Source organism: Microbacterium sp. MYb66, assembly GCF_002979435.1.
Lineage (GTDB): Bacteria > Actinomycetota > Actinomycetes > Actinomycetales > Microbacteriaceae > Microbacterium.
On record NZ_PCOV01000001.1, the window covers coordinates 16,138 to 36,896 of the forward strand.

Below are 20,759 nucleotides of genomic sequence, written 5' to 3' on the forward strand. Positions count from 1 at the left end.
TTTCTTTAGAATTAGTGCAATAACACGGAGGACGGATGCTGATCAGGGTCGACATGGCGAGCGGGGTGCCTCTCTATGCGCAGGTCGCCGCTTCCGTCCGCGCCGACATCGTCGCGGGGAGGCTCACGCCCGGCGATCGCCTGCCTTCCGCGCGCGAGGTCGCCGAGACGCTGGAGATCAATCTGCACACCGTGCTGCACGCGTACCAGCAGCTGCGGTCCGAGGGGCTGATCGATCTGCGCCGCGGGCGCGGGGCCGTCGTCTCGGCATCCGTCGGCCCGCTCGCCGAGCTGACCAACGACATCCGGGATCTGGTGTCGCGCGCCGCCGCGCTCGGCGTGGCCCCGGCCACACTCGCCGCTCTCGTGAAGGAGATCACCGTATGACCGCCGCCGTCCACCGAGCCCGCACCGCCTTCCTCTGGGTGGGGGTGATCATTCCGCTCAGCATCCTCGCCGTTTCCGCGGTCATCGTCGCGCTCTGGCTTCCGGAGGTCCCCGAGCCCGCGGCGATCCACTGGTCGGAAGACGGCGTGGACGGGTTCGGGCCGGGCTGGACCTACCTCGCCATCCTCGGCGGCATCGCGGTGATGGTCATCGGGTTCGCCCTCCTCGCGTGGTTCTCGCACCGGCTCCCGCAGAACGGGCAGCCGGTTCCCTCCGCAGAAGCCGCGCGTCCGCAGTGGTCGATCACCGCGAGGTTCCTCGGCGCGATGAACCTCGGTCTCGCGGCCATCATCTCCCTGGTCACTCTGGTCGGCGTCGATGCGCAACGCGGTCTCGCCGATGCCGCAGACACCCCCGACATCGGCTTCGAAGTGCTGATCGGGTTCCTGCTGATGGCCGCCGGCGTAGCGATCGGATGGTTCCTGCAGCCGTCCACGCCCCTGCCGGACGCGAACGGGTCCGAGAGCCCGGCCGATCCCCTCCCGACCTCCGCCACGGAACGCCTCGTGTGGATCGGGACCGCGGCGATCGCCGGCGTCGCAATGGCCGTTCTCGGCGGCGCGCTGCTGCTCGCGTGCGCGCTCGCCGCCATCATGATCGCGACCGGTGCGGGCGGAGTGATGACCGCGGTCATCATGCTCGCCTCGTGCTCGATCCTGATCGCCGCGCTCGTCACCACCTTCGCGTTCCGCGTCCGCATCGGGCCCGCCGGACTGCTCGTGCGGTCGCTGGTGGGCTGGCCGAAGATCGCGATCCCGGCCGCCGACATCGCGTCGGTGCGTGCGATCGAGGTCGACCCCTTCGCCGAGTTCGGGGGCTGGGGACTGCGCTACGGACTCGACGGACGGTACGGCGTGGTGCTGCGGCGCGGCGAGGCGCTCGAAGTGACGCGGGTCGGCGGACGGCGGTTCGTCGTCACGGTCGACGACGCACAGACAGCGGCAGCGGCGCTCGCCGCCGTCGCACGGAAGGAAGCGTGAACAGCATGAACTCATCGATCCCCGCCCCTCGGAGAGTCGAATGGCCGGCCGTCATCGTCTTCGTGGTCGTCGCCTGCGCCCTGGCCTGGCTGGTGGCGCTGCCGCTGTGGCTGGGAGACGGACTCGCGGAGCCGATGTCCGCTGTCCTGCTGCCGGTGATGATGTTCACCCCGGCCATCGCCGTGCTGGTGGTGACCTTCGCGATGGGCGTTCCCGCCCGCGGTCAGCGCGCGCGGTTCCTCGGACTCTGGCCGCTGCGGCCGGCCAAGCGCGTGGTCTGGCTCATGGTCGCGGCCTGGCTCGTCCCGCCGGTGCTGGTCGGGCTCACGGTGGTCGTGTCCGCGGCCTTCGGGTTCGTGCAGCTCGATCTGACCTTCGCCGGTTTCGCGACGGAGCTCGCGAAGGCGCTGCCCGAGGGTGCGCCCGTGCCGCCGGTCGAGGTCGTGGTGTTCGCTCAGCTCGCGATGGTTCCACTCGGGGCGCTGTTCAACAGCATCTTCGCCTTCGGGGAGGAGATCGGATGGCGGGGCTGGCTGCTTCCGGCGCTGCGACCGCTCGGCACCTGGCCCGCCCTGATCCTCAGCGGAGCGATCTGGGGCCTGTGGCACAGCCCGATCATCCTGCTCGGCTACAACTTCGGGCGCACCGACATCACGGGCGTCCTGTTCATGGTGGGCGGCTGCGTCGCCTGGGGAGTCCTGCTCGGCTGGCTGCGATTGCGCTCGGCATCCGTCTGGCCAGCGGTGATCGCGCACGGATCGCTGAACGCCGCTGCCGGCCTCATCGTCCTGTTCGCGGCCGCGCAGCCCGATCTCGCCCTCGCCGGGCCGCTCGGCGTCGCGGCGTGGATCGTCCTCGCAGTCGTCGTGGTCGTGCTGGTGCTGACCGGCCAGTTCCGCCGCCAGCCCGAGCTCGCCGACGGTCCGGGGCGGCTGCTCTCCGCGCCCCGGTCTTGACGGAGTGCGGGCCCGGGGGTTGGCTGAGGGCATGGAATCCACCCCCGAAGCCTGGTCGCGGACCGACGCCTACCTCGCCGACCTCCTCGTCGGTCACGACCCCGAACTCGAGGCCGCGCTGGAGGCGCAGCGCGCCGCAGGCCTCCCCGAGATCGAGGTCGCGCCCGTCGGCGGCAAGCTGCTGAACCTGCTCGTGCGGATCAGCGGAGCTCGCCGCGTCCTGGAGATCGGCACGCTCGGCGGCTATTCGACGATCTGGCTGGCGCGCGCGGTGGGCCCGGAGGGACGCGTGGTCACGGTGGAGGCCGAGGCCGACAACGCCGCCGTGGCACGCCGCAGCATCGATGCGGCCGGCGTCGGCGATCGGGTCGACATCCGCGTCGGTCGAGGTGCGGATGTGCTGCCCACGCTGGTCGGCGGGTTCGACCTGGTGTTCATCGACGCCGACAAGGAGTCCAACACGATCTACCTCGACTGGGCGGCGAAGCTCGGCCATTCCGGCACCGTGATCGTGCTGGACAACATCGGGCGCGAGGGGGAGATCGTGCGCGACGACTCGACCGACCCGAAGGTGGTCGGCACCAGAGAGGGGCTGCGGATGCTGGGGGAGGACCCGCGGTTCGACGCCACGGCACTCCAGACCGTCGGTCTCAAAGGCTGGGACGGCGTGGCACTCGCGCTCGTGGTCTGACGAGCCGCTCGCAGAGCTCCACTCATCGTCGTCTCCCGTGGAGCGTCGGACGGCCGGGCTAGACTGGGCGCGGATCGACGACGCTCCACACAACGTTTTCCCCCTGAGCAAGGAGCACATCAGTGGCACTGATCGAGGCTGTAGGCGCACGCGAGATTCTCGACTCGCGCGGAAACCCGACCGTCGAGGTGGAGGTCCTCCTCGACGACGGCATCGTGCAGCGGGCGGCCGTCCCGTCCGGTGCCTCCACCGGCGCGTTCGAGGCGTACGAGCTCCGCGACGGCGACAAGAGCCGCTACGGCGGCAAGGGCGTGCTCAAGGCCGTCGAGGCCATCATCGACGAGCTGGGTCCGGCGATCGAGGGTGTCGAGGCGAGCGAGCAGCGCATCGTCGACGAGATCCTGATCGAGGTCGACGGCACCGAGAACAAGAAGCGCGTCGGAGCCAACGCCATCCTCGGCGTGAGCCTCGCGGTCGCCAAGGCCGCGGCCGACTCCGCAGACCTGCCGCTGTTCCGCTACCTGGGCGGCCCGAACGCGCACGTCCTGCCCGTCCCGCTGTTCAACGTCATCAACGGCGGCGAGCACGCCGACAACGGCATCGACATGCAGGAGTTCTTCCTCGCGCCGATCGGGGCGGAGACCTACTCCGAGGCCCTGCGCTGGGGCGTCGAGACCTACCACGTGCTGCGTGCGGAGCTGAAGGCCGCGGGCTACGCGACCGGCCTCGGCGACGAGGGCGGCTTCGCTCCCGACCTGCCCAGCAACCGCGAGGGCCTGGACTTCCTGGTCAAGGCGATCGAGAAGGCCGGCTTCACGCCGGGCACCGACATCGCCCTCGGCCTCGACGTCGCGGCGACCGAGTTCTTCAAGGACGGCGTCTACCGCCTCGACAACAAGGACTGGGACGCCGCCGCGCTCACCGAGTACTACGTCGGTCTGGTCAACGACTTCCCGATCGTCACCATCGAAGACGCTCTCGCCGAAGACGACTGGGACAACTGGAAGCACCTGACCGACGCACTCGGCTCCAAGGTGCAGCTGGTCGGCGACGACCTGTTCGTCACCAACCCGCAGCGCCTCGCCGACGGCATCAAGCGCGGGGTCGCCAACTCGCTGCTCGTCAAGGTCAACCAGATCGGCACGCTCACCGAGACGTTCGACGCGGTCAGCCTGGCGCAGCGCTCCGGCTACACGGCGATGCTCTCGCACCGCTCGGGTGAGACCGAAGACACCACGATCGCCGACCTCGTCGTGGCCACCAACGCCGGCCAGATCAAGGCGGGTGCGCCTGCTCGCAGCGAGCGTGTCGCGAAGTACAACCAGCTCCTGCGCATCGAGGAAGAGCTCGGCGATGCCGCGGTCTTCGCCGGTCGTTCGGCGTTCCCGCGCTCCCAGGCCTGAACGCAGCCGACAGACGGAAGAAGCCGCAGCCGAAGCGGCTGAACGAAGCCGCAGCACTGCGGTGAGACGAAGGAGGAGCCGTGGCACGACGACCGGCTCCTCCTTCGCCGTCTCCGGCGTCGAAGGAATCGCGCACGGCGGCGAAGGCGACCGCGAAGCCGAAGGCGACACCCGCGCCGAGGTCCGCGAGGACGTCATCGACGAGGCCCCGGGGCGCAACTCCGCGCGTCGACGTGCGCGAGTGGACCACCGGCATCCGGCTCTCGGCGTTCTCCGTCATCATGCTGTCGCTGGTGGTGCTCGGGGCATGGGTCCTGGTGCCGACGCTGGGCACCTTCATCGACCAGCGCCAGAAGATCGCGGCGCTGGAGGCATCCGTGCAGGTGAGCGAAGACGAGATCGCCGCACTCGTCACCGAACGCGAACGGTGGAACGACCCCGCGTACATCACGACCCAGGCGCGGGAACGGCTCTACTACGTCAAGCCGGGTGAGGTCGTCTACCTGATCGACAACGACCTCGATGCCTCCGCCCTCCCTCGGGAGCAGGAGCCCGTGAGCGACACGCTCGAGGAGAAGCCGGCGGACTGGATGCCGCAGCTGCTGCGCACCGTCGTCGCGGCGGGCCTCAGCGAGACCGCGGCCGTGGCTCCCTGAGAGTTCGCTCCGAGCATCTTCTCGGGCGGCTCCCCTACTCTGGAGGGGTGACCACTCCGCCGTTCCCTGCGCCCACGCCCGCCGAGCTCGCCGTCGTCTCGGCCCAGCTCGGTCGTTCTGCCCGGGGTGTGGTGGGCATCGCAGCACGGTGCGCCTGCGGCAACCCGACGGTGGTCGCGACGACGCCGCGGCTTCCCGACGGCACACCGTTCCCCACTTTCTACTACCTGACGCATCCCGCGGCGACGGCGGCGATGTCGACGCTCGAGGCCACCCAGGTGATGCCCGAGCTCGCCGCGCTCCTCGCCGACGACGAGGAGGTGGCTGCGGCCTATCTCGCCGCTCATGAGGACTACCTCGCCGACCGCGCGCAGTTCGGGGAGGTCGCGGAGATCGACGGCATCTCCGCCGGCGGCATGCCGACGCGCGTGAAGTGCCTGCACGCCCTGGCCGGCCACGCGCTGGCGGCAGGCCCTGGAGTGAACCCCATCGGCGACGCCGCACTCGCGCGCTCGTCCTGGTCGCCGTCGGTCTGCCGCTGCGAGGATCCGGGCGCCGCGGTACGCGTCGAGGCTGCGCGCTCGGCATGACCGTCCGCCGGACGCTGCGAAGCGCCGCCGCCATCGTGGTGGTCGCGGCGACCGTCGCGCTCCTCGGTGCGGCGGCGACCCCGCCGCCGGTGCCGGACGACCCGACGGACCCGGTGCGTGCGTCGGAGTACTGGCTCGACGGAGCGCGGATCCGCGAGGCCTGGCAGACGACCCGGGGCAAGGGCGTGACGATCGCGGTGATCGACACGGGAATCGGCAAAGTGCCGCAGACCTTCGGCGATGCCGTGATCGGTGGCACCGATGTCTCCGGGGCCGGCACCCCGGATGGGCGCACGCCCCTGGGTGCGGTCGACGGGAACCACGGATCCTGGGTGGCATCGCTCGCTGCGGGGCGCGGCTCACCCGACGGCACCGGCATGATCGGCGTGGCGCCGGAGGCCAACCTGCTTTCGATCTCGGTGGGATTCGGCGCGGCCGCTGCCGTGCCGTTCACGGAGCAGGTCGCGAAGGCGATGCGCTGGGCGGTCGACAACGGCGCCGACATCATCAACCTCTCCTTCACGACCAACACCCTCGACTGGGACGAGAGCTGGGACGACGCATTCCTCTACGCCTTCGAGCACGACGTCGTGGTGGTCGTCGCCGCGGGGAACCGGGGGAGCGGTACGAACATCATCGGCGCTCCCGCCACGATCCCCGGCGTGCTCACCGTCGGCGGCGTGGATCAGACCGGGACCGCGAGCATCGAGGCGTCGACGCAGGGCATCACGATCGCGATCTCGGCGCCCAGTGAGGGTCTGCTCGGCGTCTCCGCCGACGGCGAGGTCGTCTCGTGGAGCGGCACCAGTGGTGCGGCCCCGATCGTCGCCGGCATCGCGGCGCTGATCCGCTCCGCCCACCCCGACATCAAGGCGATCGACGTCATCAACCGGATCATCAAGACCGCGCTGCCGGTGCCGGATGCGATCAAGCCGCAGGATCCGCTCTACGGGTACGGACTCGTGGACGCCGCAGCGGCCATCTCCGCCAACATCGCTCCGGTGACGGCGAATCCCATGGGCGACCTGGCCGAGTGGATCCGCTACTTCCGCCGCGCGGAAGCGGAACCGCAGCCGGAGCCGGCCGTCACGCCGGTCGCGATTCCCCCGCTGCCGGCCGCCGACGCGCCGACGGAGGCGGGTTCACCGTTGCTTCCCAGCGCTGATTCACTGCGTTACGGTACCCTGCCGCTCATTGCGCTCACCGTCCCTGGTATCCTTGTAGCGCTTGGCGTCACCGCAGCTGCCCGGCGCATCCGATCGGCGCGCATTTCCGTACGCCAAACCCCCGACTCCGAGGAGTAGTTCTTCTGTGCCTCAGAACAGCACTGTGCCCAAGATCCTGATCGTCGGCGGAGGGTACGCAGGTTTCTACACCGCGTGGAAGCTCGAGAAGCACCTTCGCAAGGGTGAGGCCGACGTGACCATGGTCGACCCGCTGCCGTACATGACGTACCAGCCGTTCCTTCCCGAGGTGGCCGCCGGTTCGATCGAGGCGCGTCACTCGGTCGTCGCGCACCGCCGTCACCTCAAGCGCACCAACGTCCTCACGGCCAAGGTGACGAACATCAACCACGCGCAGAAGGTCGCGACGATCACGCCGCCCGTGGGTGAGCCGTACGAGTTCGCGTACGACCAGATCGTCGTCACCGCAGGCGCCGTCTCCCGCACCTTCCCGATCCCGGGCATCGCCGACAATGCGATCGGGCTGAAGACGATCGAGGAAGCCGTCGCGATCCGTGACAAGGTCATGTCGAACTTCGACAAGGCGGCCTCGCTGCCGGCCGGACCCGAGCGCGACCGTCTGCTGACCGTCGTTGTCGTCGGCGGTGGCTTCGCCGGCATCGAGGTGTTCGCCGAGCTGCGCTCGCTGGCGTCCGCGCTGGTGGGCAAGTACCCGCAGATCAGCTTCGACGACACGCACTTCCACCTCATCGAGGCGATGGGTCGCATCATGCCCGAGGTCTCGCTGAAGACCAGCGAATGGGTGCTGAAGGACCTCGCCAAGCGCGGTGCCAACGTGCATCTCGACACCCAGCTGACGAGCGCGGTCGACGGCAACGTCGAGCTCTCGACCGGCGAGGTCATCCCGACCGACGTCATCGTGTGGACCGCCGGTGTCATGGCGAACCCCACCGTCGTGCGCGGCGGAGATCTGCCCGTCGAGGAGCGCGGTCGCATCCAGACCCGTGCCGACCTGCGGGTGGGCACCCCTGAGGCATTCGTCGAGGGCGCCTGGGCTGCCGGCGACGTGTCGGCCGTCCCCGATCTCTCGGGTGGTGGCGTCGGCGGTTTCTGCGTGCCGAACGCCCAGCACGCCGTCCGTCAGGCGAAGCTCCTCGCGAAGAACCTCGTGGCCGTCCTCCGTGGCGAGAACCCCCGGGACTACTTCCACAAGAACATGGGAGCGGTGGCGGGTCTCGGCCTGTACAACGGTGTCTTCCAGTCCGGCAAGATCGCGCTCAAGGGCTTCGTCGCCTGGGTGGCGCACCGTGGATACCACGGCCTCGCGATGCCGACGTGGGAGCGCAAGTTCCGCGTCATCTGGGGCTGGTGGAACAACCTGTGGCTCGGCCGCGACCTGGTGAACCTCGAGACGGTGCAGAACCCGCGCTATGTCTTCGAGGAGTTCGCGGCTCGTCCGCGTCCGGCTGCTCCCGCCGCTCCGGAGGTCGCGCCGGCTGAGAAGGCTGCGCCGCCGGTCAAGAAGACCGCCGCGAAGGCCGCGCCGGCCGCGCCGGCGGAGGTCGCCGCGACACCTGCGGCGAAGAAGCCCGCCGCCAAGAAGGCTCCTGCGAAGAAGGCGGCAGAGCCCGCCGAGGTGACTGCCGCGAAGTAGCAGTCCCACCTCGCATACGACGATCGGTCCCGCGCGCTCTGCGTCGGGGCCGATCGTCGTTTCCGGTCGGAGTTCCTCGGAGGGGACGCATAGGTCGTGCCGGTAGCGTCACCCGAGCAAGGGGAGTACTCCCGTCTGCAGCGACGTCGTCATTACGAGCACGTGATCGTGCTCCGGCCCGCTGGCCCGTGAGGGTGGAGGAGACCTTGGCACCCGCATCGCGGGCTGCCGAGAGAACCCTGCCGTCCGTCCGACGTCGTGGATCCGCGGTGGCCCGCTCCACGAAAGGGACCACTCATGGGAAAGCTCTCCCGACTGATCGGACTCGCCTCCGAAGCCCTCGACAAGAACACCGGCTCCGGACGCAGCGGCCACTCGGCGGAGGGATCCCGCTCGACCGACTGGGGTGGGATGCTCCGTGGGGCCGTCGACGCCGTACGCGGCCCGGTCGATCCGGCGTCGTCGCCGGAGCAGGCCCGCTCGACACCGAGGGATCCGTATGCACCGCCCGCGTCCCCGGGAGCAGGTGCTCGTCGCTCGAGCGGCGCGCCGTCATCCGCCGATCCGTTCGCGCCGCCGGCACCGGGGGCACCACGTGCTCCGCAGACCGCCTCGGACGCGGACCGGGCGGCCATCGCCCGCTACGACTACCTGCTGCAGACGGCGGATCCGCATCGTGTCGAGCAGATCCACCGCGAGGCGTTCGCCCGTCTGACTCCTGCGCAGCGCACGCTCGTCGAAGCGCGCATGCGGGCAGAGCTCGCACCGGGTGAGCGCCCGCACTCCTCGTCACCCGACGATCTCGCTCGCGCTGCCGGACGCGCCGAGGCCATGAAGCCGGGTCGGATGCGCGGGCTCCTGTCACGCGTGCGCGGTGCAGGTGCCGGCGGGGTAGCGGTCGCCGCGGGTGGCGCGGCCGTCGGGCTGCTCGGAGTGGTGGCCGGTGGTGCCGTCCTCAGCACCGTGGCCGGACCGCTCCTCGAGCAGGCGGCGAGCCTCGGCGTCGACTTCGGCGCGTTGGCGGAGGGCGTCGATGTCGAATCCCTCGCGGCGGGCGTGGACGTCGAGTCGCTCACCGGTGGTGCGGGTGACCTGATGGGCTCGGCCGGAGAGACGGTGTCCGGGCTCGGCGATGCCGCGAGTGGGTGGGGCGAGCGGCTCGGGGACCTCGGCATCCCCGGTATCGGCGACCTCTTCGGACGCTGACCCCGCATGGCCTTCGCGACTGTCGCCGACCACGGCTTCACCGGACTCACCGGATTCGCCGCCGACGTCCTCACCGCGCTCGGCGACATCGGGGTCGGCGTTCTCGTCTTCCTCGAGGTGCTGGTCCCGCCGATCCCGAGCGAGGTGATCCTGCCGTTCGCGGGATACCTCAGCCAGAGTGGCCATCTGAACCTGGGCTGGCTCATCTTCTGGAGCACGCTGGCGTCCTGGCTGGGCGCGCTGCTGCTCTACGGGCTCGGGGCGGCGATCGGGATGGAGCGGGCCGTACGGATGCTCGCGGCGACCAGACTCGTGAGCCGAACCGATCTGGAACGAGGGTCGGACTGGTTCGTGCGCAGCGGGAGCTGGACCGTCCTGGTCGGCCGGATGGTGCCGGGCGTCCGCAGCCTGATCTCGATCCCCGCCGGGGCCTCCCGCATGAACCTGGCGACCTTCAGCGTCTACACGATCATCGGCAGCGGTCTCTGGAACGGACTGCTCCTGGGCGTCGGAGCGGCACTCGGCACGCAGCACGAACAGCTGGAGCACTACCTCGGCTATCTCGATTACGTCGTGTACACGGCGATCGCGATCGCTCTCGTCGTCCTGGTCGCGCGCCGGGTGCGGGAGTCCGCCGGAGGACGCAAGGCGACGGTCGGAGAGATCGAGGACTGAGCGCTCGGGTGCCCCCGCTGGGATTCGAACCCAGACTGAAGCGATTTTAAGTCGCCTGCCTCTGCCATTGGGCTACGGGGGCCGCGTCGCCAGCCTATCGCCGGCCCACAGGATGCGACGCGGTCCCGCCGGGGGTGATCCGGAGTACGAGGAGGCCGTAGGGTGGGGGAGTGCTCGACCTCATCGACGAACTGAGCCCCGTCCATGGTGCGCCCGCGGTCGCCCCCGAATGGGAGGATCCGGCGCGCTATTGGCCACGCCTGTCCGCCGTGACGGGCCATCTGCCCGCGCCGGTCGCGGTGATCGACCGCGAGGCGCTCCGGTACAACGCGATGGACCTGCTGGTCCGCGCCGGCGGGCTCCCGATCCGCGTGGCCTCGAAGTCGGTGCGCGTGCGGGCTGTCCTCGACGCGGTGCTGAAGCTCCCGGGGTTCCGCGGCATCCTCGCCTTCACGCTCGAAGAGGCTCTGTGGCTCGCCGAGACTCACGATGACATCGTTCTCGGGTACCCCACGGTCGACCGCGCGGGCCTGGAGCGCCTCTTCGCCGACGAGCAGGCGGCCCAGCGCATCACGCTGATGATCGACGACCTCGTGCACCTCGATCTCATCGACAGCGTCGCCGGCCCCGGTGCACGCCCCGAGATCCGCGTCGCGATCGACGTCGACGCCTCCTGGCGATCGTCTCTCCTCGGTCATATCGGAGTGCGCCGGTCGGCTCTGTTCTCCGCGGGGGAGGTCGCCGCCTTCGCTCGCAAGGTGGTCGCGCGTCCCGGGTTCCGGCTCGTGGGCCTGCAGATGTACGACGCGCAGATCGCCGGTCAGGGCGATGACGCCGGTCCCGATGCGCCGCTGATCCGGATGGTGCAGGCGCGCTCGCGCAACGAGCTGCGCGACCGCCGCGCGGCGATCGTCGACGCCGTGGCATCGATCGCACCGATGGAGTTCCTCAATGGTGGCGGCACGGGGTCGCTCGAGTTCACCGGGAGCGACGAATCGCTCACCGAGGCCAGCGCCGGCAGCGGGCTCCTCGGGGGACACCTGTTCGACGGGTATCGGTCGTTCCGGCCCGCGCCGGCATCCGCATTCGCCTTCGACGTCGTCCGACGCCCGGCCGCCGACATCGCGACCGTGCTGGGTGGCGGCTGGATAGCCTCCGGGCCCGCGCTGGCCTCGCGCCAACCGCGTCCGGTCTGGCCTGAAGGTCTCCGCACGCTCTCGCGCGAAGCCGCGGGCGAGGTGCAGACCCCGCTGCAGGGCCCGGCGGCCGCGTCGCTCGGCGTGGGGGATCGGGTCTGGTTCCGCCATGCCAAGAGCGGTGAGCCGGCCGAGCGCATCGAGAGCTACCACCTGGTCTCCGGCGAGGAGATCATCGACGAGCTGCCGACGTACCGCGGCGAGGGAAAGGCGTTCCTGTGACGAGAATCGGCGGCTCCTGGCAGAACTGGGGCCGCTCGGCCTCGGTGCGGCCCGTGCGCGTGGAGCGGCCGCGCAGCCCGGAGGGGGTGCAGCGCGCCGTGATCGCCGCGGTGAAGCAGGGACTCTCCGTGAAAGCGGTCGGCGCCGGACACAGCTTCACCGGAATCGCCGTCGCCCCGGGGGTCCTGCTGGAGCTCGACGATCTGCAGGGCCTCGTCTCCGCGGATGCCGCCACCGGACGGGTCACCCTCCTCGCGGGAACGCGACTGCACCGCATCCCCGGCCTGCTCGCGCCGTTCGGGCTCGCGATGGAGAACCTGGGCGACATCGATCGCCAGTCGATCTCCGGCGCCATCTCGACCGGCACGCACGGCACCGGTGCCGGATTCGGGGGACTCGCGACCCAGGTCGTGGGCGTCACGATGGTCACGGCGGCCGGAGACTTCCTCCGCATCGACGACGAGCACGAGAGCGATCTCCTGCCGGCCGTGGCACTCGGGCTCGGCGCCCTCGGCATCATCGTCGAGGTGACGCTCCAGTGCGTGCCCGCGTTCGTCATGCACGCGATCGACGAGCCCGTGCCCCTGGGCGACGTGCTCGCCACCCTCGACGAACGGGTCGCCGCATCGGATCACTTCGAGTTCTACTGGTTCCCGCATACGGATGTGGCGCTGACCAAGCGTCAGACGCGCCTGCCGGAGTCGACTGTGCGCAAGCCGCTCCCCGCGGTGGGGCGGTGGATCGACGAGACGCTGCTCTCGAACGGCGTGTACCGGGTCGTCTGCGCCGCGGGGCAGGCCGTCCCGGCGATCACCCCGTCCTTCAGTCGACTCGCGGTCAAGCTCACCGGGGATCGCGAGTACACCGAGCTCTCGCACCGGGTGCTCATCCAGAGCAGGACCGTGCGCTTCCGCGAGATGGAGTACGCGATCCCCGCGGAGAACGTCGTGGCGGCGTTCGAGGCGGTGCGCGCCCTCATCGACCGGCGCGGCTGGCGGATCGAGTTCCCGATCGAGGTTCGTTTCGCCGCAGCCGACGATCGCTGGCTGTCGACGGCGCATGGTCGCGCGAGCGCGTACATCGCGGTGCACCGCTACTGGCGTGCGGATCCGACCGAGTACTTCGAAGCGGTGGAGCAGATCATGCACGAGTTCGGGGGTCGGCCTCATTGGGGGAAACTCCACACGCTGACCGCGGAGACGCTGCGCGAACGCTATCCGCGATTCGATGACTTCGTGGCGCTGCGAGACCGGCTGGACCCGGAACGTCGATTCGGGAATCGCTATCTCGAAAGGGTCCTCGGCGCTTGACGCGGGCACCGCGCCGGTCGCGCCATCCCCAGTCCACGTGCAGACAGCGCGTCTAGGATGAGAGAAACACGAGGAAGGGTGGGCCTCTGATGGAATGGCTCGTGCCAGTACTGATCGTTGTCGGAGTGATCCTGCTCGTCGGCATCTATCTGTGGGCCACGTACAACTCGCTGGTGCAGCTGAACGTCCGCGTCGATGAGGCGTGGAGCGGCATCACCGTGCAGTTGAAGAGACGAGCCGACCTGATCCCCAACCTCATCGAGACGGTGAAGGGGTACGCCTCCCACGAGAAGGCCGTGTTCGAGAACGTCACCCGCGCGCGCGCCGAGACGCTGTCGGCCGGCGGTCCCGGCGAAGCGGGCATCGCCGAGGGCCACCTCCAGCAGGCTCTGCGCAGCCTCTTCGCGGTCGCCGAGGCCTATCCGCAGCTGCAGGCGAGCACGAACTTCCTCCAGGTGCAGCAGGCGCTGGTCGATACCGAAGACAAGATCCAGGCGGCCCGTCGGTTCTACAACGGCGGAGTGCGCGAGCTCAACACCAAGATCAAGGTGTTCCCGAACAACCTGTTCGCCAAGGGGCTCGGCTTCTCCGAGCGGGAGTTCTTCGAGGTCGCGGACAGCAGCGCGATCTCCGAGCCGCCGCGCGTGCAGTTCTGACGCGACACGCCCTCACCAGGCGGTCAGCACCAGGCCTGTCCCAGTGAACGACACGGCACCGCGTACGCTCCACGACTCCGTCCGGTAAGTGGCTGTGCGCGCGGCGCCGTCTTGTCCGGTTCCGGTGACGGTCGCCACCAGCACGCCTCCGTCGGCGGTGAAGCCGGTGCCCGCCAGGGCTATCGTCGGCAACTGTTCGACCCGGTAGCGGAACTCGGACGCGGCCCGGAACTCCGTGCCCCAGGGGATCGTGATGCCGCAGCCCTCGGGCGGTGCGGCGGCGGATGCCGTGCACCCCGCGAGGTGCTCGTCGAGCTGCTGCTGGGCCGCGGCGATCGCCTCAGGCAGGATCGAAGCCTCCACGGCGACCTCCGCGTCCTCGCCGGGGAGTACGGCCAGGGGACTCCGACCGTCGAGCAGGCCTGCGGGTGCCGCCGACAGGGTGTACGCCGCGGGCAGCAGGGCTGTCTTCCGGCCTGCCGGCACGGTGGTCTCGCCGACGGCGACGAAGGAGCCGACCGTCGTGGTGGCGGTGACCGTGCCGAGCCCGGAGGCGTCCACGGTCCACCGTCCGTCGACGGGCACCAGCGACAACTCCGCCGCGTGCTCCTCCCCACCGAGACGGAAGGAGACCTCGATGGTCGCCGTCGCGTCTCCTGCGCCGCCGGAATCGTCTGCGCTGACGGATGTGACCTCGGCATGTTCGAGATGGTCGGTGGCGCCGGCGAAAGCCTCGAGGGCCTCGGGCGATACGTCGACTCCCGTGGCCTCGACCGCGACGGGATCGCCGGCCTCGAGCGCACGCAGGTACCCGAGCGCGGCTTCTTCGGCGGTCGGCGTGCGTCCCGCGGACTGCCAGATCCACAGACCGGCGGCGACGGCCACGAGCCCGGCAGCACCGCCGATCAGCCACCATCGCCGCGTGCTCATCGAGTGCCTTCCCTGGCGTGCACATGGCGCTGCACCGACGCGCCGGCCCCTGCCGTCAGAGCGCCGTGCAGAGCTGCGGTGGCATCACCCCACCCCGAGACCGAGACGTGCTCCAGGCCCTGCCAGGTGGCGGCGAGGGCCAGTTCCGCGGCGATCGGCTCGGCATCGCCGGGACGCGCCTGCGGCTCCCACCAGGCGGACTGCACCTGAAGCGTGGATCGAGCCCGGTCGGCCTTGAGGTCGACCCGGGCGACGATGCGGTCGCCGACGAGGACGGGAAGCGAATAGTAGCCGTATCGACGCTTCTCGGCGGGCACGTAGATCTCGATGCGGTAGTCGAGGTCGAACGCTCGGAGCGCTCGCTCCCGGAACCACACCACGGGATCGAACGGTGTCAGCACCGCGGCCGCGTCGACCCGGCGCGGGAGGATCGCATCCCGGTGCCTCCAGGCCGGGAGAGGGCGCCCGCCGCGTTCCCACCCGCGCACCTGCACCGGATGGAGCTCGCCGGCATCGACGAGTTCCGCGATCGAGCGGGCGACGGCGGCCCGATCGCGGATCCGGTAGTAGTCGGCGAGGTCGGACTGCGTCGCGACTGCGCTCGACCGTGCCGCGCGGCGCGTCAGCTCGAGGATCGCGTCGGCGCGGGAGATCTCCTGCGACCGGATGCCCGCGGGGATGACGTGCTCGGCCAGCGCATACGTGCGTTCGAACCCTCGGCGTCCGCTCACGGCGACGTCGCCCGTGCGCCAGAGATGCTCGAGGGCGAGCTTCACCTCGTCCCAGTCCCACCAGGTGCCGCGTTCCCGGGGCGCATCGGCGCGGAGGTCGGCGGGGCGAAGAGGGCCGCGAGCACGCAACTCGTCCTGCACCCATTGCACCGTACGCGCGTTGCTGCTCATCCAGGAGTCCTCGTCGGCCCACCGTCGACGGAAGTCCTCCATCCGGAATCGCCAGAGCGGCCAGTCCTCGATCGGGATGAAGGTGGCCTCATGCGCGAGGTACTCCACATAGTGCGTCGTGCGGGAGAGGAAGACGCGGTCGAGCAGGGCGGGCTCGTACGCGCCGAGCCGGGAGAAGAGCGGCAGATAGTGCGAGCGGGCGAACACGTTCACCGAGTCGATCTGGAGCACGCCGAGCCGGTCCATCACCCGGTGCACGTGTCGTCCCGAGACGGCGGCGGGCCGTGCACGGGTGAACCCCTGGGCGGCCAGCGCGATGCGGCGTGCCTGGGCGGCGCTGAGGGTGTCGATCACGTCGTCAGCGTATCGCCGTGCGCCGACATCGAAACTCCGGGATCGAAGATGCGTCGAACGGCATACGGCATGACCGTAGACTTGGGCGATGAGCGAGGACCAGCGCCCCCGGCTGCGAGATCTTTTCCGTCCGCGCCCGGTCTCCACAGACCGCACCGTGACGACCGACGCGGACGAGGCGGTGCCCTTGCCCCTGCGGATCACGGCCAGCTACGCCTGGCGACTGCTGATCATCGCCGCGGCGATCGGCGTCTTCATCTGGCTGGTGATGCTCCTCAAGCTCCTGGTGATTCCGCTCATGGTCGGCATCCTCATCACCGCCCTCCTCTGGCCGGCGTTCTCCTGGATGCTGCGCCGCGGCCTCCCGCGCTGGCTGGCGATCGCGATCGCGTTGATCGGGACCGCCGCCATCGTCACGGGACTCATGTGGCTCGTGGTCTGGCAGGTGCGCGCCCAGCTCCCCGACGTGCAGCAGCGCTCGACCGAGGCGTTCGACCAGTTCCAGGTCTGGCTGCACGAAGGACCGCTGAGCCTTTCCGACACGCAGATCGCCGACTATCTGCAGCAGGGGCTCGACTTCCTCAACGAGCAGACGCAGGCGCTCTGGACCGGCGCCCTGGCCATCGGCACGACCGTGGGCCATGTCGCCACCGGTGCTCTGCTGTCGCTCTTCATCCTCATCTGCCTGCTCGCCGACGGCGCCGGCATCTGGCGGTGGACCCTCAAGATGTTCCCGCGCAAGTCGCGGCCGGCCGTCGACGGAGCCGCGCGCAACGGCTGGACGACGATCGTGAACTACGCCAGGACGCAGATGTTCGTGGCGACCATCGACGCCATCGGCATCGGCCTCGGGGCCTTCCTGCTCCAGGTGCCGCTGGCCCTCCCGGTCGCCGTGCTGGTGTTCCTCGGATCCTTCATCCCGATCGTGGGTGCGGTCGTCACGGGCGCTGTCGCCGTGTTCCTCGCCCTCGTCTACAACGGCCCGTGGATCGCGCTGTGGATGCTCGTGGTCGTGCTGGCCGTCCAGCAGATCGAGGGCCACATCCTGCAGCCGATCCTGATGGGCTCGGCGGTCAAGGTCCATCCTCTGGCCGTCGTCCTCGTCGTGGCCGGTGGCGCGATGATCGCCGGCATCCCGGGAGCCCTCTTCGCGGTTCCGTTGGCGGCCTTCGTCAACGTCGCGGCCGTGACCATCAGCTCTGGTTCCTGGCGCACCGGCGTCGGACCGAGCGGAGACCTTATCTGGAGCACAGTTCCGCGCGAGCGGAGACGGAGGAATCGATGAGCGCAGTCCCCAGCCTGACCGAGTTCGAGCAAGCAGCTCAGAGTCTGGCTGAGGTGATCTCGCACACGCCGACGCTGCCGTCGCGGGCCCTCTCCGACATTCTCGGCGCCCCCGTCCTGCTGAAGATGGAGAACCTTCAGCGCACGGGGTCGTTCAAGATCCGCGGTGCGGCCTACCGGCTCTCACGGCTGAGTGCCGAGGAGCGCTCGCGCGGGGTCGTCGCCGCTTCCGCGGGAAACCATGCCCAGGGCGTGGCCCTCGCCGCACAGGCGCTCGGCATCCCCGCCACGATCTTCATGCCCCTGGGCGTGCCGGTGCCGAAGCTGCTCGCCACGCGGGGCTACGGAGCCGAGGTCGTGCTGGAGGGGGAGACGGTGGCGACGTCGCTGCGTCTCGCCGCCGAGTTCTCGGAGCGCACCGGCGCCATGCTGATCCACCCCTTCGATCACCGTGATGTCGTGATCGGGCAGGGCACGCTCGGGCTCGAGCTGCTCGAGGATGCGCCCGAGGTCGACACCGTGGTCCTCGGCATCGGCGGCGGGGGCCTCATCGCCGGCGTCGCCGCGGCTGTGAAGGCGCGAGCGGCCGAGCTCGGCCGCACGGTCCGCATCATCGGCGTGCAGGCGGAGAACGCCGCCGCGATGCCGCCGTCGCTGGCGGCCGGCGAGCCGGTGGACATCGTCACGCGTCCGACGATCGCCGACGGCATCCTGGTCGCGCGTCCCGGCGCCATCCCGTTCGACATCATCAAAGACCTCGTGGACGAGGTGGTCACGGTGTCCGACGACGACCTGGCCCGAGCCATCCTCATCCTGCTGGAGCAGGCGAAGGTCGTGGTCGAGCCTGCGGGCGCGGCCGGCGTCGCCGCGATCCTCGCGGGCAAGGTGTCCGCGACGGGCACCACGATGGCCGTGCTCTCGGGCGGCAACATCGATCCGCTCCTCCTGCAGCGCGTCGTCTCGCACGGCCTCGCGGCGTCCGGCCGCTACCTCACGATCCGCATCCCGCTTCCCGACCGCCCGGGACAGCTCGCCCGAGTCTCCGAGCTCGTCGCCGAGGCGGGTGCGAACGTCATCGAGGCGATGCACACCCGTCACGGTCACGGACTGCAGATCAGTGACGTGATCCTCGAACTCAGTGTCGAGACGCGCGGCCCCGAGCATTCGGAGCACACGCTGGACACACTGCGCCGGGCAGGCTTCGCGCCCATCCTCGTCCCCGACTGAACCGAGCACCCCTCTCACGCGAAAGCGCCCCGGCATCCTCGAGGATGCCGGGGCGCTCTCACGTCGTGAGCGGTTCAGCCGGTGTATGTCTCGACGTTCACGATCTCGACGCTGATCGATCGTCCGTTCGGAGCCTCGTAGGCGGCCTTCTCGCCGACCTTGAGGCCGAGGATGGCCTGGCCGAGCGGGCTGGCTTCGCTGTACACGTCGAGGTCGCTGCCGGCGGCGATCTCGCGGCTGCCGAGGAGGAAGACCTCTTCGCCACCGGCGACGAGCGCGGTGACCACGGTGCCGGGCTCGACGATCCCGCGGCTGGCGGGAGCCTCGCCGACCTTGGCGGTCTTCAGCAGGCCCTCGAGCGTGCGGATGCGGGCCTCCTGCTTGCCCTGCTCATCCTTCGCCGCGTGGTATCCGCCGTTCTCCTTGAGGTCGCCCTCTTCGCGAGCCGCTTCGATGCGCTTGGCGATCTCGTCGCGGCCGAACGTGGACAGGTGCTCCAACTCGGCGACGAGCCGGTCATACGCTTCCTGCGTGAGGAAGGGAACCTGAGCATCGGTGGACATGACGAAGCTCCTTCTTTCGGGATCCCTCCGGCATGCTGCGGGGGATATGCCAAGACGCCCCGGCACGGTGCCGGGGCGTCGTCTTGTCTGGCACGAGTCTAGGCGACCCAGCAGGTGTTCACCAAACCTGTGGTGGCCGCGGCGACCGTTGGGATGCTGACCGAACGAGCCTGCGAGTGGCTGTCTCCCGCCGCTATCTCGACGATCTTCCAGCCGACGACGCCGAACTCCTCGTCGAGTGCTTCGAGTGCGCACACGACGTCTCTGCCCTGCACACCGGTGACCTGGAAGCTGACGTTCACGGAGTGCTCGTCGACGAGCTCGAAGCCCAGATCGTCGGCGTCGACGGATGACATCGACTGCGCGACCGTCATCCAGCTGAAGGCTCCGACGATGAGCAGCGCGATCGCGCCGCCGATGATCCACGGCATCCGCCGCCGTCGGGTTCGGCCATAGCGTTCGTCGAGCTCTTGTGCGGTCGTCACAGGTGGGTCTTCCGGTCGTTAGGCTGGTGTTACCAGGTTATGCGACCTGCGTACGAAAGGCCGATTCATGCTCTCTCTGTCCGACACTCCGATGCCGACGCCCAGCATGACCGTCGATCCGGTGTCGGTCACCCCGGGGTTCGTCGGCTTCGCCGTGATCGTGGTCATCGTGATCGCGGTGATCCTGTTGATCTGGGACATGAACCGCCGCATCCGCCGTGTCCGGTACCGCGAAGAGGTGCGCGAAGAGCTCGACGCCGAAGAGGCCGCACTCGCCGCGGAGGAGTCGGCCGCGCCGGCCACGCCGGAGTCCGACGACTCGAGCACGCGCGACGCCGACGACGAGCCGCCCACGCGCTGACCGCCGCGCATCGGAAGCACCGCGACGCGCGTTACGGCGCGCCCAGGGACGGCGACAGCGGCGCCAGAGCGATGAGCAGGCACGCGGCCCAGTGGCACAGGAACGCGAGCACCGTGCACACGTGGAAGATCTCGTGGAAGCCGAAGTGGCCGGGCCAGGGGTTCGGCTTCTTGAGCGCGTAGACGATCGCTCCTCCCGTGTAGAGGAGGCCACCCACGATCACCAGCACCATCATCGCGAAGTTCGCCTTCGTCAGATCGACGATGTACATCACGGCGACCCAGCCGAGAAGCAGGTACAGCGCGACGTACAGCCAGCGCGGGGCGTGGATCCAGAACACGCGGAAGAGGATTCCGACCAGCGTCGCTCCCCAGACCAGGCAGAGGAGCAGCAGTCCCTTCTCCGGCGGGAGCGCCAGGACGGCCAGGGGAGTGTACGTGCCGGCGATGAGCAGCAGGATGTTGGCGTGATCGATGCGCTTGAGCAGCACTCGCACCTTCGGCTGCCAATCGAAGCGATGGTAGAGGGCGGAGTTGCCGAAGAGCAGCATCGACGTGAGCATGAAGACAGCGGAAGCCCATTTCGCGGCGGCGCCGTCGGCGGCGAAGATCAGGACGATGCCCGCGACGATCGCCACCGGGAACGTGCCGGCGTGGATCCATCCTCGCCAGGTCGGCTTGATGTCGACCGCCGCATCGACGTCCGCGGCTTCCAGGAGGGGCAGCTGGGGGACGTCGGGGCCGGAGGGCTCGGGAGTGCTCACGTGCTCACTCTAAGCCGACGCGCATACCTCGGGAGGCACATTTCCCCAGCATCCGCACACGGTGA

Annotated in this window: 22 protein-coding genes and 1 tRNA gene; 17 read left to right on the top strand and 6 right to left on the bottom strand. The window is 69.7% G+C overall.

Features of this window, described 5'->3' with window-relative positions:
* Positions 1–35 precede the first annotated feature (35 nt).
* The 11 genes from CQ045_RS00065 (at position 36) to CQ045_RS00115 (ending at position 10,441) form a co-directional block, all read left to right on the top strand.
* On the top strand, positions 36–386 hold the full coding sequence (locus CQ045_RS00065) for a GntR family transcriptional regulator (RefSeq protein ID WP_105720670.1): 351 nt from the start codon (positions 36–38) through the stop codon (positions 384–386).
* On the top strand, positions 383–1,426 hold the full coding sequence (locus CQ045_RS00070) for a hypothetical protein (protein WP_105720671.1): 1,044 nt from the start codon (positions 383–385) through the stop codon (positions 1,424–1,426). The genes CQ045_RS00065 and CQ045_RS00070 overlap by 4 nt, the downstream gene beginning before the upstream one ends.
* 5 nt (positions 1,427–1,431) lie before the next feature.
* The gene (locus tag CQ045_RS00075) at positions 1,432–2,382 is read left to right on the top strand and encodes a CPBP family intramembrane glutamic endopeptidase (RefSeq protein ID WP_105721316.1); all 951 of its coding nucleotides are present in this window, start codon (positions 1,432–1,434) and stop codon (positions 2,380–2,382) included.
* Between the two features lie 31 nt (positions 2,383–2,413).
* Complete coding sequence (locus tag CQ045_RS00080) at positions 2,414–3,073, top strand: O-methyltransferase (RefSeq protein WP_105720672.1); 660 nt, start codon at positions 2,414–2,416, stop codon at positions 3,071–3,073.
* Positions 3,074–3,195: 122 nt separating this feature from the next.
* Positions 3,196–4,476, top strand: a complete 1,281-nt coding sequence (gene eno / locus CQ045_RS00085; RefSeq protein ID WP_105720673.1) for a phosphopyruvate hydratase — start codon at positions 3,196–3,198, stop codon at positions 4,474–4,476.
* A gap of 80 nt (positions 4,477–4,556) precedes the next feature.
* On the top strand, positions 4,557–5,132 hold the full coding sequence (locus CQ045_RS00090) for a septum formation initiator family protein (RefSeq protein WP_105720674.1): 576 nt from the start codon (positions 4,557–4,559) through the stop codon (positions 5,130–5,132).
* A gap of 47 nt (positions 5,133–5,179) precedes the next feature.
* Positions 5,180–5,722 carry a DUF501 domain-containing protein gene (locus CQ045_RS00095; RefSeq protein WP_105720675.1) on the top strand — a complete coding sequence of 181 codons (543 nt, stop codon included), beginning with the start codon at positions 5,180–5,182 and terminating at the stop codon, positions 5,720–5,722.
* Positions 5,719–7,026: a S8 family serine peptidase gene (locus tag CQ045_RS00100; RefSeq protein WP_105720676.1), complete on the top strand. Its 1,308-nt coding sequence runs from the start codon at positions 5,719–5,721 to the stop codon at positions 7,024–7,026. Before CQ045_RS00095 ends, CQ045_RS00100 begins: the two co-directional genes overlap by 4 nt.
* A 25-nt stretch (positions 7,027–7,051) precedes the next feature.
* On the top strand, positions 7,052–8,560 hold the full coding sequence (locus CQ045_RS00105) for an NAD(P)/FAD-dependent oxidoreductase (RefSeq protein ID WP_105720677.1): 1,509 nt from the start codon (positions 7,052–7,054) through the stop codon (positions 8,558–8,560).
* Positions 8,561–8,857: 297 nt separating this feature from the next.
* The gene (locus CQ045_RS00110; RefSeq protein WP_105720678.1) at positions 8,858–9,766 is read left to right on the top strand and encodes a cation-transporting ATPase; all 909 of its coding nucleotides are present in this window, start codon (positions 8,858–8,860) and stop codon (positions 9,764–9,766) included.
* Between the two features lie 6 nt (positions 9,767–9,772).
* The gene (locus CQ045_RS00115) at positions 9,773–10,441 is read left to right on the top strand and encodes a DedA family protein (protein WP_105720679.1); all 669 of its coding nucleotides are present in this window, start codon (positions 9,773–9,775) and stop codon (positions 10,439–10,441) included.
* A gap of 9 nt (positions 10,442–10,450) precedes the next feature.
* Here the strand turns inward: CQ045_RS00115 and CQ045_RS00120 are convergent.
* Positions 10,451–10,523, bottom strand: a tRNA-Leu gene (locus tag CQ045_RS00120).
* An 88-nt stretch (positions 10,524–10,611) separates the two neighbouring features.
* On the opposite strand from CQ045_RS00120, the gene CQ045_RS00125 reads away from it, so the two are divergent.
* The 3 genes from CQ045_RS00125 (at position 10,612) to CQ045_RS00135 (ending at position 13,825) form a co-directional block, all read left to right on the top strand.
* Positions 10,612–11,859 carry an alanine racemase gene (locus CQ045_RS00125; protein WP_105720680.1) on the top strand — a complete coding sequence of 416 codons (1,248 nt, stop codon included), beginning with the start codon at positions 10,612–10,614 and terminating at the stop codon, positions 11,857–11,859.
* Positions 11,856–13,169, top strand: coding sequence for a D-arabinono-1,4-lactone oxidase (locus tag CQ045_RS00130; protein WP_105720681.1), 1,314 nt, complete (start codon positions 11,856–11,858; stop codon positions 13,167–13,169). The genes CQ045_RS00125 and CQ045_RS00130 overlap by 4 nt, the downstream gene beginning before the upstream one ends.
* Positions 13,170–13,258: 89 nt before the next feature.
* Positions 13,259–13,825 carry a LemA family protein gene (locus tag CQ045_RS00135; protein WP_021199536.1) on the top strand — a complete coding sequence of 189 codons (567 nt, stop codon included), beginning with the start codon at positions 13,259–13,261 and terminating at the stop codon, positions 13,823–13,825.
* Between the two features lie 12 nt (positions 13,826–13,837).
* On the opposite strand, the gene CQ045_RS00140 is transcribed toward CQ045_RS00135, so the two are convergent.
* Both CQ045_RS00140 and CQ045_RS00145 read right to left on the bottom strand, forming a co-directional pair.
* Positions 13,838–14,755 carry a hypothetical protein gene (locus CQ045_RS00140; RefSeq protein WP_105720682.1) on the bottom strand — a complete coding sequence of 306 codons (918 nt, stop codon included), beginning with the start codon at positions 14,753–14,755 and terminating at the stop codon, positions 13,838–13,840.
* The gene (locus CQ045_RS00145) at positions 14,752–16,011 is read right to left on the bottom strand and encodes a winged helix-turn-helix domain-containing protein (RefSeq protein ID WP_105720683.1); all 1,260 of its coding nucleotides are present in this window, start codon (positions 16,009–16,011) and stop codon (positions 14,752–14,754) included. Before CQ045_RS00145 ends, CQ045_RS00140 begins: the two co-directional genes overlap by 4 nt.
* A gap of 88 nt (positions 16,012–16,099) precedes the next feature.
* Between CQ045_RS00145 and CQ045_RS00150 the strand changes: the two genes are divergently transcribed.
* Positions 16,100–17,296 (top strand): AI-2E family transporter, encoded by a 1,197-nt coding sequence (locus CQ045_RS00150; protein WP_181156391.1) that lies wholly within the window; start codon positions 16,100–16,102, stop codon positions 17,294–17,296.
* Positions 17,293–18,522: a threonine ammonia-lyase gene (ilvA, locus tag CQ045_RS00155; protein ID WP_105720684.1), complete on the top strand. Its 1,230-nt coding sequence runs from the start codon at positions 17,293–17,295 to the stop codon at positions 18,520–18,522. Before CQ045_RS00150 ends, ilvA begins: the two co-directional genes overlap by 4 nt.
* Positions 18,523–18,596: 74 nt before the next feature.
* Here ilvA and greA read toward each other — a convergent pair whose 3' ends face one another.
* A complete protein-coding gene (gene greA / locus CQ045_RS00160; RefSeq protein ID WP_105720685.1) occupies positions 18,597–19,085 on the bottom strand; it encodes a transcription elongation factor GreA in 489 nt (162 codons plus the stop codon).
* A 98-nt stretch (positions 19,086–19,183) separates the two neighbouring features.
* Positions 19,184–19,570, bottom strand: coding sequence for a DUF4307 domain-containing protein (locus tag CQ045_RS00165; protein ID WP_105720686.1), 387 nt, complete (start codon positions 19,568–19,570; stop codon positions 19,184–19,186).
* A 67-nt stretch (positions 19,571–19,637) separates the two neighbouring features.
* Between CQ045_RS00165 and CQ045_RS00170 the strand changes: the two genes are divergently transcribed.
* Positions 19,638–19,931, top strand: a complete 294-nt coding sequence (locus CQ045_RS00170; protein WP_105720687.1) for a hypothetical protein — start codon at positions 19,638–19,640, stop codon at positions 19,929–19,931.
* Between the two features lie 31 nt (positions 19,932–19,962).
* Here the strand turns inward: CQ045_RS00170 and CQ045_RS00175 are convergent, their stop codons facing one another.
* Positions 19,963–20,694 (bottom strand): hemolysin III family protein, encoded by a 732-nt coding sequence (locus tag CQ045_RS00175; RefSeq protein ID WP_105720688.1) that lies wholly within the window; start codon positions 20,692–20,694, stop codon positions 19,963–19,965.
* Between the last annotated feature and the right edge of the window lie 65 nt (positions 20,695–20,759).

Coding starts and splice junctions, on each gene's coding strand:
- ilvA (WP_105720684.1), top strand. CDS start 17,293: ATGAGCGCAGTCCCCAGCCTGACCGAGTTCGAGCAAGCAGCTCAGAGT.
- greA (WP_105720685.1), bottom strand. CDS start 19,085: ATGTCCACCGATGCTCAGGTTCCCTTCCTCACGCAGGAAGCGTATGAC.
- CQ045_RS00150 (WP_181156391.1), top strand. CDS start 16,100: ATGAGCGAGGACCAGCGCCCCCGGCTGCGAGATCTTTTCCGTCCGCGC.
- CQ045_RS00070 (WP_105720671.1), top strand. CDS start 383: ATGACCGCCGCCGTCCACCGAGCCCGCACCGCCTTCCTCTGGGTGGGG.
- CQ045_RS00100 (WP_105720676.1), top strand. CDS start 5,719: ATGACCGTCCGCCGGACGCTGCGAAGCGCCGCCGCCATCGTGGTGGTC.
- CQ045_RS00135 (WP_021199536.1), top strand. CDS start 13,259: ATGGAATGGCTCGTGCCAGTACTGATCGTTGTCGGAGTGATCCTGCTC.
- CQ045_RS00140 (WP_105720682.1), bottom strand. CDS start 14,755: ATGAGCACGCGGCGATGGTGGCTGATCGGCGGTGCTGCCGGGCTCGTG.
- CQ045_RS00170 (WP_105720687.1), top strand. CDS start 19,638: ATGCTCTCTCTGTCCGACACTCCGATGCCGACGCCCAGCATGACCGTC.
- CQ045_RS00075 (WP_105721316.1), top strand. CDS start 1,432: ATGAACTCATCGATCCCCGCCCCTCGGAGAGTCGAATGGCCGGCCGTC.
- CQ045_RS00115 (WP_105720679.1), top strand. CDS start 9,773: ATGGCCTTCGCGACTGTCGCCGACCACGGCTTCACCGGACTCACCGGA.
- CQ045_RS00080 (WP_105720672.1), top strand. CDS start 2,414: ATGGAATCCACCCCCGAAGCCTGGTCGCGGACCGACGCCTACCTCGCC.
- CQ045_RS00110 (WP_105720678.1), top strand. CDS start 8,858: ATGGGAAAGCTCTCCCGACTGATCGGACTCGCCTCCGAAGCCCTCGAC.
- CQ045_RS00065 (WP_105720670.1), top strand. CDS start 36: ATGCTGATCAGGGTCGACATGGCGAGCGGGGTGCCTCTCTATGCGCAG.